Raw genomic sequence first — 11,454 nt, forward strand, 5'->3', positions numbered from 1 at the left:
GAAATATAGATGCAGGTAAAACCAGAACTGGAAATAGAAAAACAACTGATTAACCAGCTGGTAACTGGTGAAAGTCAATGGACTTATAGAGAAGACCTAAAAACAGAAGAACAACTATGGGACAATTTCTTTGAGAAACTAGCTCAAAACAACGTTGCTCTGCTGGCAGACCATCCCTTGACTGAACAGGAAAAACGCCAGATTCAGAACCAACTCAACTTTGTCAGCTACTATGATGCTGCCAAGTGGTTGGTCGGTGAAAACGGCATTGCTAAAGTCGAGGTTCAAAGAGAAGATGCAAGTCTAGGTACCATTCGTTTGTCAGTCATTTGGCGTGACAATATCGCAGCAGGAAAGTCTAGCTACGAAGTTGTCAATCAAGTCCAACGAGAAAAAGTAAATCCTATGGACCAAGACCGAAGACTGGATGTTACTCTTCTCATCAATGGTTTGCCCATGATTCAAATCGAGCTCAAGAGTTCCCAAGCAGCATTTATCGATGCCTTTCACCAGATTAAAAAATATGATCGAGAAGGGAAATTCCGTGGTATCTACTCTAGCTTACAGATGTTTGTTGTGACCAATAAAGTTGACACACGCTATATCGCTGCAGCTCGCGAAAATAAACTCAACAAGCAATTTCTAACCAAGTGGGTGGATAAGGACAATCATCCTGTGACAAATCTGACCAGTTTTGCTCATGAAGTTCTTTCTATCCCTCGTGCCCATCAGATGGTTATGCAGTATTCTGTTATTGACGATAGTAAGAAATCTCTCATCCTCTTGCGCCCCTATCAGATCCATGCCATCGAAGCGGTGCAGGAAGCATCACGTCAGCAAGCATCAGGCTATGTTTGGCATACGACAGGTTCAGGAAAGACCTTGACCTCTTATAAGGTGGCTCGCAATCTCCTCCAAATACCGTCCATCCAAAAGACTATTTTTGTCGTTGACCGTAGGGACTTGGACCAACAAACCACTTCATCCTTTCTCTCTTATGCGACCAATGACGTCATCGATATCGATGAGACGGACAATACACATGATTTGGTCAAGCGCTTAGGAAGTAATGATAAACGTGTCGTGGTGACTACCATCCAGAAAATCACCACCATGATGCGTAAGTTTGACCAAGGTCTTTACCAACGTGATGCGGACAAAATCAAGGGTCTCCGAGTAGCCTTTGTCGTGGATGAATGCCACCGTGCCGTGACACCACAAACACAAAAAGACATTAAAGCCTTTTTCCCTCAGTCCCTCTGGTATGGATTTACGGGTACACCCATCTTTAAGGAAAATAAACGCCAGCAAGTCGGCGACCTAGCCCAAACCACCCAGCAACAGTATGGAGACCGTCTCCATGAGTATACGGTCAAGGAAGCTATTCATGACGGAGCTGTTTTAGGCTTTAAGGTAGACTATCGCAATACCCTCATCACAGACCAGGCTGAAAATGACATACCAGATACCGTCTATGAAAACGAGGAGCACATGCTGGAAGTCTTGGACGCCATTATCAATAAATCCCGCCAACAACTGGGTTTACAAAAAGGAGTCGGCAATACCTACAATGCCATCCTCACTGTAAAGTCTATCCCTCAAGCCCAAGCCTACTATGACCTTCTCAAAAAAGTCAAAGCGGGACAAACACGAGTCGAGGTATCTGAGAGAGTCAAGATGGTCCTTCCAGACTTTCCAAAGGCGACCATCACCTACTCCGTTACGGAGAATGAAGAAGACTCAAGAGCCAACCAAGATCACATGAAGCAGGTCTTAGAGGACTATAACCAAGAATTTGATACTCACTTTACCATGGCGGATCTTCGTGGCTTCAATACCGATGTCAATAACCGCCTAGCCCGAAAACAGGATAAGTATCTCTATCGCAATGAACAGTTGGACTTGGTCATCGTGGTCAATCGTCTCCTAACGGGATTTGATGCCCCTTGTCTATCGACTCTTTTTATCGACAGAAAGCCCATGAAACCGCAGGATCTGATTCAGGCCTTTAGCCGAACCAATCGTATCTTTGATTCTAGTAAGAACTATGGCCATATCATCACCTTCCAAAAGCCTCTAGCCTTTAAGGAATCAGTCGATAATGCCCTCAAGCTTTACTCAAATGGTGGTGAAAATGATGTCCTAGCCCCTAGCTGGGAAGAGGAAAAGAGAAACTTTTTGAGAAGTTGTAGCGACTTCCAAAATCTCATCACAGATGACCCTGTAGAAGGACTCCAACTCGAACAAATCTCTACTCCACAGTTGAGAAAAATCGCCAAAGCTTATCAAGGATTTGATAAGTACCTGGCCTCTATCCGCGTGTATAAAGAGTATGATGAGGACGAAATTTACGCTCAAACGGGACTCAGTTCAGAAGAGTTGGAAGTTTATCTTGGCTTTTATCAGAATATCCTAGCAGAGTTGAAAAGCCGAATCGAAGATGATAACGACGATGGCGAACCACTTGATATCCACTATGAACTAGAGTCCATCCAAGTAGATGAGATTAACTACGCCTATATCCTGACCTTGATCCAAAGCCTGATTGAGCAAGAGCAGAGTCCGGAAAAGAGTCTCAGTGCGCAAGATAGAGAAGCAGTGGATACCTATATCCAAAGTCTGGAAAAGACTAATCCAAATCTGGCACAGATCATCTCAGAGCTTTGGCAAGAAGTACAGGCAAATCCTGACCGCTACAGAGGTCAATCCATCGCCAATATCCTTGATCAGATGATTGAGGCAGTCATCCAGCAGCAGATCCAAGACTTTAGTAAGACCTGGTATGTCGGTGAAGATGAACTCCGCTACTATGTCAATCACTACCGCAAGGGCGCTAAAAAGCAACTAGGAGAAAGCCAACTGACCAAGAGTCAGCGCTACAAGGACTATAAAGTTGAGGTGGCAGATGCCCTCAACCCACTCCTCTATAAAAAACACATCAAAGAAGCCTATACCCAACTGATCGAAGAGGGGATTGAGCCATTGAGGGTTGGGAGGTAGTTATCAAAAAAGTCGAATATCTTGAACTCTTATGATTTATGTGTATTATCAACAGATAATTGCGAAATTTACATAAATTTATAAGTATTCTAGACTTCGAAAAGTTTGTTTGAGGAATTTTTGAAGACTTCTAACCTTCGAATACAGTTCTTCCCTAAAATTTCGTAGGTTTATACTCTTACAATCCTCAATTTTTTAAAAATATATAGTCTCTATCTGCTCGGGAAATCATTTCCCAGTTGGATAGAGACTTTTTTCTTAATATCACCTAAAATACCTCAATTGAACAGTTGAGTGTAAAAAATAAACAGTTGAGAGGATGGGAGACCAAAACATTAACTTATTTGATAGAATTTAGCTATCAACTTAAAGGAAAAAATGATGAAAAAAGATAAAGAAAAAGAGGAAGATTTTTTCTCTTCGATTGTGATGATTGGTCTTTTAATTCTAATCGCTAGTTTATTTCAAACTAGTGTAATAAAGGATGGAATTTGGTTTTCCCCTCAGTGGCAAAGAATTTTTGTACAATCAGATGAAAAGCAGGAAGGACTTCCAGGACTGATTAAGTATATTTTGAACCATACGAAAAAATAAATGATTAACTAGAAAGGCAATACCTATGACAAAAAATTATACCATTCGCCCGCTTACTTACAGCAACTTTACCAACCGTGAGTTTGAAAGCTTGATGATTGACAATTATAAGATTCTTGAGACCTTTGCTGAGGTACAAAAAGATGAAGATATGTATGCTAAACACCTAGGAAGCTTTAAAATAAAGTTAGAGGAATTTCAACACCAGCTGGCTAGTGTGGAGAAGAAAGAGTCTACTAGTTTGACAGCAGTGGATAAGGAAAGAGATAGTGCTTTAGTAGGTCTCTTTACCATTCATAGAGGCTTTGCTAAGATCAAGGAAAGCAGACTCAAGGAAGCCTATGAGACCCTAAAGCCAGTCTTTACTAAGTACAAGGATATTACCAAACACAGTAACGATGTTGAAACGGCAGAAATCAAGAGTCTTCTGAAAACATTGAGTGCAGAACCTTATTATGGAGCTGTTACAAGTCTAGGGCTAAATCCAATGCTACTGGCAGTGACTAGTGCTCAAGAGGAATACGACCAAGTGGAAAGTAAGGCGCGTGCGCATAAGTCCACAAAGGAAGTAGGTAAGACTAAACAGATACGTACAGAGCTTTCAGCTAGTTACGACCTCTTTATGCGCTATACCGCAGCAAGTGCAGAAGCCTTCCCTGAAAAAGAACATCTGACTCAACTCCTCAAGGACTTGAATACAGTCCGAGACAGCAAACGACGATTGGCAACAAATGTTAAGAAAGCCAAGTCCGAGAAAATAGTTGAGACAGTAAATTAGGAAGTAAATATCAACCATTAATCATGAAATATCCTCTGGAATAACTATTCTAGGGGATATTTTGGCTATATCATTTATAAATGAAACATACTAGATATAGGAAATGAAAGAAAGATAGAATTTATTATGCTTTTTATCAATATCTTGTGTAATTCTAATTTATTTTTAAAAAAATACACAAGATATTGATTTTGGTTTTTTGTATGGTATAATATGAATTGTAGAAAAAGACGTCAGTTGCCGCTGACGTCTTGATAGGGTGATGAATTTTTAGCTAGTTCAGGAAAGCACTATTCAAAAATTCCATTTCTAGTGTATCATTTATTTGATAGATTGTAAATCAAAGCGAAAATTTTCTAACCTACATTCTACAAAATATTATAGAAAGTGGGTGATCGGTATTCGATTATCAAAATATTTAAATAGAGAACAAATACAAAAAGGATTAGACTTCTTAGATTTCGATACAAATGAAGATGTTATGTTATTTGTAGATCCTTTATTATTGCCAGAAAAATTTAAAATAATTGTGGATGATTTTATTAAGCAATCTTATGAGATTTATCGCGAAGGGAATAAGAAAGATTCATTTAATCTTTTTTCACATTCTAAAGAATGTAATGCGACTCACTTAGGATATTCTTCAAATAACTCAAAAGGGAAAGGTGTCTCAATGCAGATGCTTGACCAATTTTTTAGTTATGTAAAATCATCTGTTTTAGCTGTCCAAGAAAAAGCATTAACTTCAGTAGCTGTGCCTTTATTTATTAAGAGGTTTTCTGAAGACAGAATGTCAGATTTGATTGTCAGTTTGCTGAAAAAAGAGCTTATTATTTTTTCGTTAGAGCAAGCTAAAATACATGGACTTCAAATTAGCAGTGATACCAAAACTTTTGAATATTGGGATCACATGAATCATGAATGGGCAAAATTTGAGAGTCTTTATGTGTTGGATCCAGAGGAAAATAAAAAAGATAGATTATTGATACTGATTCCCAAAACAATAGTTAGTAAGAGATATATTATATCCCCTGCAAAATATGTTTCTGATATCTTTAGTCGTTTACAGCTTTTACCGATGTATCAGGATGCAAAAGGGAAACCTTACTCTAAAAAAACTCTGAGAGAACTTAAAATCAATAAACCATACAATGAAGATAAACAGAAGAACTATATTCTAGATTCAACAACTTCTTCTCCAGAGTATTTTATAAATTTCATGGAGCATTCAGAAAAATACAAAGACAACAAATCGATGCTTGATGATGAGTTAGTTAGTCTTTTATAACTCCATAAATAATTGAATAGTGCTAGTAGAGAAGAAGTATTTTCTTCTCTTTTTACTTTGTTATTAGCGTTCATATTTATTTTTCATGATATAATATAAAAAATGATTAATGAGGTAAGGGAAAGAGTTTGAAAGCTATACTACCTAAAATAAAATTCAAAAATTTTTATGAAAAATGGAATAGAAAAAAATTACAAAGTATTGCTCCTCTGCGTGGAGGATTTGCTTTTAAAAGTGAAAAATTTCTAGATTCTGGAATTCCAATTGTTAGAATATCAAATATCAAATTTGACGGGACTGTTGGAGGGGAGTTTGAATATTACTCTAAGATAAATTCGGATGAAAAATTTGTTCTTAGAGGGCGTTCAATTCTATTGGCTATGTCAGGTGCAACTACCGGGAAAATAGCTATGTTAGATTCTGAGGAAGAATATTATCAAAATCAACGGGTAGGTTATTTCCAAAATACTGGGGCAGTAAACTATGATTTTCTCTCTTCTGTTTTACAGACTAAAGAGTTTACAAATCAGCTAAATTCTGTATTGGTAGCAGGTGCACAACCAAATATATCTTCTAAAGAAATTGATTCTTTTGTTTTTTATATTCCAGAATCATTGGACGAACAATCCGCCATCGGCTCCCTCTTCCACACTATCGACGACCTTATGGTGAGTTACAAGGAGAATCTTGCCAACTACCAATCTCTCAAGGCGACCATGCTTTCCAAGATGTTTCCAAAAGCTGGACAGACAGTTCCTGAGATTCGTTTGGATGGATTTGAAGGTGAGTGGGAAAAAGTGAAGCTGAAAGATGTAACTGAGAGTATTGAATACGGATTAAATGCCTCAGCTAAGGAATTTGATGGAGAAAATAAATATATTCGTATAACTGATATAGATGATGTTTCTCGTAAATTTAAAGAAGATAGTATAACCTCTCCAGATATTAACGTGAGTGAATGCGACAACTACCTATTGTGCGAGAAAGATATATTATTTGCTCGTACTGGTGCAAGTGTTGGGAAAACGTATCTTTATGACATAAAAGATGGCAAAGTTTATTTTGCCGGTTTCTTGATTCGTGCTCGAATAAAAGAAAAATTTGATTCAAAATTTATTTTTCAAAATACATTGACTGATAGATTCACACAGTATGTAAAAGTAACTTCTCAAAGATCGGGGCAACCAGGAGTTAATGGTAAGGAATATGGGGAATATGAGTTGTATATCCCAAAATACGAAGAACAACAAGCTATCGGCTCTTATTTCTCAAACCTCGATAACCTCATCAACTCACACCAAGAAAAAATTTCTCAGCTTGAAACACTGAAAAAGAAACTCTTGCAGGATATGTTTATATAAAAGGAGTGCAGTAAAATGTCAAAAGTAAAATCAGAAACTCTAAAGAAAGAAGAAAAACCTGTAGTAGCTATCTGCTATGATTTTGATAAAACGCTGTCTCCGGATGATATGCAAGCCCAAGGATTTATACAGAAACTTGGGTATGAAATCAGTGAATTTTGGAAAAAATCCAATGGGTTTGCCAAGGAAAATAATATGGACAAGAATCTTGCCTATATGTTTACGATGAAAACAGAATCTGCAGGAAAGGTTTTATTTACAAAGACAGAGTTAGCCAAGTTTGGTTCAGAGGTAGAACTATTCCCAGGAGTCGAAGAGTGGTTCGAACGTATTCGAAAGTATGGGGAAGATAAAGGGGTTATTGTAGAGCATTATATCATTTCATCTGGTTTGAAAGAAATGATAGAGGGGACCTCAATAGCTAAAAATGGTGCTTTTAAGAAAATTTATGCAACTTCTTTTTATTGTGATGAAAATGGTGTTGCGGTCTGGCCTGCTCAAGTTGTTAACTATACAAATAAGACTCAATTTCTTTTTAGAATTACCAAAGGTATTTTAGATGTCAATGACGATGCAGTGAATGATTTTTTTGCTGAAAGTGATTTACGAGTTCCTTTTAGAAATATGGTTTATTTAGGGGATAGTGATACCGATATTCCATGTATGAAGCTTGTCAAAACAAGAGGTGGCTACTCTATCGGTGTATTCAATCCAAAAACGAATGACAGGAAGAAAGTTCACAAAATGACTCAGGATAATCGTATTGATTATTTTGTTCCAGCTGACTACTCAGAAAATACAGAACTTGATAATTTAATCAAGACAATAATTGATAAAACGGCTTATAATGAACTGTTAGAAAACAAGAAAAATGCTGATAAAATTGAAGCAAGCTTCAGAAAGCCCAAAAGAAAGCCAAAACTAAGGTAATTGTTTCAAAAGGCTCTGATTTCCTTTCTATCGAAAGTCTGGATTTTATAACCCTCGAATAAATATCGTTTATCAACTTCCTATTTCTGATATTCCTTTGGACTTGATTCAAACGGTAGAAAGAGAAGTGATTGGTTATAAATGATTGCCTGTTTAAAAATAATTGCAAAAATTAGAAAGAAACATTATGGAAACAACACAAACTTCCCAGTCGCTCTACCAAGCCCTGTGGAACTCAGCGGATGTTCTCCGCTCTAAGATGGATGCCAACGACTACAAATCCTATCTTTTGGGCATGGTCTTTTATAAGTATCTGTCAGACAAGATGCTATTTTTCGTGGCTGAGACCATGGAAGAGGGGACAGATAGTCTTGAAGATGCCCTTGAGGTCTATCGCAACTACTACGAGGATGCGGAGACCCATGAGGATCTGGTCTCTGTCATGAACAATGAACTCAACTATATCATCAAGCCAGACTTGACCTTTACGGCTTTGGTAGCACGTGTCAATGAGGGGACTTTCCAGCTGGAAGATCTGGCTCAAGGTTTTCGTGATATCGAGCAGAGTGACGACCTCTATGAAAATCTCTTTGAAGATATCGACCTCTACTCTAAAAAGCTAGGGGCAACTCCACAAAAGCAAAACCAAACGGTAGCAGCAGTTATGAAAGAGTTGGCCGTGCTAGATGTGGCTGGTCATGCTGGTGATATGCTGGGGGATGCCTATGAGTATCTGATCGGTCAGTTTGCGACCGACTCGGGTAAGAAGGCTGGTGAGTTCTATACGCCTCAGCCTGTTGCCAAGCTCATGACTCAGATTGCATTTTTGGGTCGTGAAGACCAGGAAGGCTTTACCATCTATGATGCGACCATGGGGTCTGGCTCTCTCTTGCTCAATGCCAAGAAATACTCTCATAAACCGCAGACAGTTGTCTACTTTGGTCAGGAGCTCAATACCTCGACCTATAATCTAGCTCGGATGAACATGATCCTACACGGTGTTCCAGTTGAGAATCAATTCCTACACAATGCGGATACACTGGATGAAGACTGGCCGACTCAAGAGCCGACCAACTTTGACGGTGTTCTCATGAACCCTCCATACTCTGCTAAGTGGTCAGCAAGCTCTGGATTTCTGAACGACCCTCGTTTCTCTCCTTTTGGGAAACTGGCGCCCCAGTCCAAGGCTGACTTTGCCTTTCTCTTGCATGGGTATTACCACCTCAAGCAGGATAATGGGGTCATGGCTATCGTCCTTCCTCACGGTGTTCTCTTCCGTGGAAATGCGGAAGGAACCATTCGTAAGGCCTTGTTAGAAGAAGGAACTATTGATACGGTTATCGGTCTACCTGCCAATATCTTCTTTAATACCAGCATTCCTACGACGGTTATCATTCTTAAAAAGAACCGTACCAACCGTGATGTTTACTTTATCGATGCTTCTAAGGAGTTTGATAAGGGGAAAAATCAAAATATCATGACGGATGCCCATATCGAGAAGATTCTGGAAGCCTACAAGTCACGTGAGGAGATTGATAAGTTTGCCCACCTAGCAAGCTATGAAGAAATTTTCGAAAATGACTATAACCTCAATATCTCTCGCTATGTAGATACCTTTGAGGAAGAAGAAGTAGAGCCATTGACAGACATCGTCAGCAAGATTAACGAGACAAATCAAGCAATAGAAAGCCAAACAGCTTCTCTACTTGAAATGCTCAACCAACTCCACGGTACCACACCAGAAGCCGATGCTGAGCTCAAAGAATTTTTGAAAAACTTTAAAGGGTGATGGAGTAATTAATTCGCTCATTTTATAGATATAACTTTGTTTCCATATTTCCTGGGAACTAGTAGAAAGTTAGGAGAAATATGGAAAACAACAACCAACGTGCCCTTTGTCAGCAACTCTGGGCGGAAAATAAATACCTTGTTTTGAGCCATTCCAGCAATATTTACAAGGACATTCGCGAGTATCTCAAGCAAGAAGTGGTGGAGCTGAGTCAGGTTCAAGAGATGATTGACCGTGCCTGCCAGATTCCAGAACATAGAGGTCAGGTTTGCAATGCCTTTCAGCATATTTGGGGCTATTTTAAAAAGCAAGCCAGCCTTGACGAGCGCAAAGACTATATGCTCTTGCTGGATCGCTATCGCTTTGGTCAGGCTTCCAAGCAAGACTTGATTGCTAGGACTCGAGATTTGCTTGAACGTTACCCAAATGCTTATCTGCAACATTCTACCTTGCTGAAAGGAGACTCTCATGAGACTTTGGCATGAGGATTTGATACCACAACTTCCCCGACCTCAGCTCTTGGGACAACATCGAGAGTGCTGCGCCCTTCGTGGCAATGGCTGGGGCAAAAAGCATGCGACGGTTGACTATGTCTTTACCCACTCGCCCTATCGTCTCTATGCCTATCATCGTTTGATCATGGAGGAGATGGCTGACCGTGGCTACAATGTCAGTCCAGAGTGGCTGGACAAGAACTACCGAGGTAAGACCTGTCCTTCCTATGAAAACTTAGCAGAGGAAAAGCTGAATAGTCCTATCTATAGCGAGCATGACGCTGCCTACTATGAGGAGTGTCTGGCTAATCTCCGTGACAAGGGGGTAGAGCTGGAGTAATAGCAAGGATTTGCTCCAATTCAAAACTCTTTTCGTAATTTTTTCGAATAATAAAAATGAGACCTTTAGAATGATTCTAAGGTCTTCTTTTTGTAAGTATTTGGATTTACTTTTAATAACTTTTAAGTTATAATTAAATTGAAAAGAGGTTGCTTGGTGCACACAATTTACTTCTATAAGGACAAAAATGGAAATGAGCCAGTCTTGGATTATATGAGAGAATTGGCTAGTCGTAAAAGTAAAGATAGTCGCATTAAACTGAATAAACTAAACGACTATATTGAGTTGCTTAGTCAGCATGGGACTAGAGCTGGTGAACCCTATATGAAACATTTGGAAGATGAGATATGGGAATTAAGACCTCTTAGGGATAGGATTTTATTTGTAGCTTGGCTTGATGGGAGTTTTGTTCTTTTACATCATTTTGTTAAAAAGACTCAGAAAACTCCTAGGAGAGAGATTGAAAAGGCCAAGCGTGAACTGAAGGACTTAAAAGAAAGAGGAGTAAGTGATGAAAAATAGTGCCATTGGGAGTAACTGGAAGGATGTTCGGTCTCAACTCTTTACCAAGGAGGAAATCCTTGAAAGTGATATGCGAGTAGCTATCATGAGTGAGTTAATTGAAGCTAGACATGATCAAGGTATCAGTCAGAAAAAACTAGAAGAACTCAGTGGAGTGAGCCAGCCTGTCATAGCTAGGATGGAAACAGGAAAGACGAGTCCTCAGTTAGATACCGTCTTAAAAGTTCTAGCCAGTTTAGGCAAGACACTCGCAGTAGTCCCGCTTGAACAGGAAAAAGGTTGATAGGGATGGAATGACTTGGTTTGCTAAAATCATCCACTGGATAATATTACCTCCCGTCCGCACTTTATCAGGGAA

At 39.1% G+C, this 11,454-nt stretch carries 10 protein-coding genes and 1 pseudogene; all 11 read left to right on the forward strand.

Translation table 11 applies throughout. The features are described 5' to 3' along the window. The first annotated feature begins 9 nt into the window (after nucleotides 1-9). The 11 genes and pseudogenes from E7C97_RS00350 to E7C97_RS00400 all read left to right on the forward strand — a co-directional run bounded on the left by E7C97_RS00350 (nucleotide 10) and on the right by E7C97_RS00400 (nucleotide 11,379). The gene (locus tag E7C97_RS00350; RefSeq protein ID WP_316107538.1) at nucleotides 10-3,000 is read left to right on the forward strand and encodes a type I restriction endonuclease subunit R; all 2,991 of its coding nucleotides are present in this window, start codon (nucleotides 10-12) and stop codon (nucleotides 2,998-3,000) included. 381 nt (nucleotides 3,001-3,381) lie between these two features. After that, nucleotides 3,382-3,594: a hypothetical protein gene (locus tag E7C97_RS00355; protein WP_316107539.1), complete on the forward strand. Its 213-nt coding sequence runs from the start codon at nucleotides 3,382-3,384 to the stop codon at nucleotides 3,592-3,594. A gap of 25 nt (nucleotides 3,595-3,619) precedes the next feature. Continuing rightward, nucleotides 3,620-4,372 (forward strand): DUF6261 family protein, encoded by a 753-nt coding sequence (locus E7C97_RS00360; RefSeq protein ID WP_316107540.1) that lies wholly within the window; start codon nucleotides 3,620-3,622, stop codon nucleotides 4,370-4,372. Nucleotides 4,373-4,763: 391 nt separating this feature from the next. Further along, entirely contained in the window at nucleotides 4,764-5,660 is an 897-nt protein-coding gene (locus E7C97_RS00365) for a hypothetical protein (RefSeq protein WP_316107542.1), read from the forward strand. A 128-nt stretch (nucleotides 5,661-5,788) separates the two neighbouring features. Beyond that, nucleotides 5,789-7,021: a restriction endonuclease subunit S gene (locus E7C97_RS00370; protein WP_316107543.1), complete on the forward strand. Its 1,233-nt coding sequence runs from the start codon at nucleotides 5,789-5,791 to the stop codon at nucleotides 7,019-7,021. A gap of 15 nt (nucleotides 7,022-7,036) precedes the next feature. Then, a pseudogene (locus E7C97_RS00375) lies at nucleotides 7,037-7,912 on the forward strand (HAD family hydrolase); the annotation flags it as partial. Between the two features lie 226 nt (nucleotides 7,913-8,138). Next, the gene (locus E7C97_RS00380; protein ID WP_316107544.1) at nucleotides 8,139-9,740 is read left to right on the forward strand and encodes a type I restriction-modification system subunit M; all 1,602 of its coding nucleotides are present in this window, start codon (nucleotides 8,139-8,141) and stop codon (nucleotides 9,738-9,740) included. A gap of 80 nt (nucleotides 9,741-9,820) precedes the next feature. After that, nucleotides 9,821-10,225 (forward strand): YbgA family protein, encoded by a 405-nt coding sequence (locus tag E7C97_RS00385; protein WP_316107545.1) that lies wholly within the window; start codon nucleotides 9,821-9,823, stop codon nucleotides 10,223-10,225. Continuing rightward, nucleotides 10,209-10,574 (forward strand): TIGR02328 family protein, encoded by a 366-nt coding sequence (locus E7C97_RS00390; protein ID WP_075228062.1) that lies wholly within the window; start codon nucleotides 10,209-10,211, stop codon nucleotides 10,572-10,574. Before E7C97_RS00385 ends, E7C97_RS00390 begins: the two co-directional genes overlap by 17 nt. A gap of 156 nt (nucleotides 10,575-10,730) precedes the next feature. Then, nucleotides 10,731-11,096 carry a type II toxin-antitoxin system RelE/ParE family toxin gene (locus tag E7C97_RS00395; RefSeq protein WP_000556946.1) on the forward strand — a complete coding sequence of 122 codons (366 nt, stop codon included), beginning with the start codon at nucleotides 10,731-10,733 and terminating at the stop codon, nucleotides 11,094-11,096. Next, entirely contained in the window at nucleotides 11,086-11,379 is a 294-nt protein-coding gene (locus E7C97_RS00400) for a helix-turn-helix transcriptional regulator (RefSeq protein WP_316107546.1), read from the forward strand. The genes E7C97_RS00395 and E7C97_RS00400 overlap by 11 nt, the downstream gene beginning before the upstream one ends. The last annotated feature ends 75 nt before the right edge of the window (nucleotides 11,380-11,454 follow it).

This window comes from Streptococcus sp., from assembly GCF_032481935.1.
Lineage (GTDB): Bacteria > Bacillota > Bacilli > Lactobacillales > Streptococcaceae > Streptococcus.

What these genes read in the sequence shown, in the direction of transcription:
- E7C97_RS00350 (WP_316107538.1), top strand. Translation starts at nt 10, where the DNA reads ATGCAGGTAAAACCAGAACTGGAAATAGAAAAACAACTGATTAACCAG.
- E7C97_RS00390 (WP_075228062.1), top strand. Translation starts at nt 10,209, where the DNA reads ATGAGACTTTGGCATGAGGATTTGATACCACAACTTCCCCGACCTCAG.
- E7C97_RS00355 (WP_316107539.1), top strand. Translation starts at nt 3,382, where the DNA reads ATGAAAAAAGATAAAGAAAAAGAGGAAGATTTTTTCTCTTCGATTGTG.
- E7C97_RS00360 (WP_316107540.1), top strand. Translation starts at nt 3,620, where the DNA reads ATGACAAAAAATTATACCATTCGCCCGCTTACTTACAGCAACTTTACC.
- E7C97_RS00380 (WP_316107544.1), top strand. Translation starts at nt 8,139, where the DNA reads ATGGAAACAACACAAACTTCCCAGTCGCTCTACCAAGCCCTGTGGAAC.
- E7C97_RS00385 (WP_316107545.1), top strand. Translation starts at nt 9,821, where the DNA reads ATGGAAAACAACAACCAACGTGCCCTTTGTCAGCAACTCTGGGCGGAA.
- E7C97_RS00400 (WP_316107546.1), top strand. Translation starts at nt 11,086, where the DNA reads ATGAAAAATAGTGCCATTGGGAGTAACTGGAAGGATGTTCGGTCTCAA.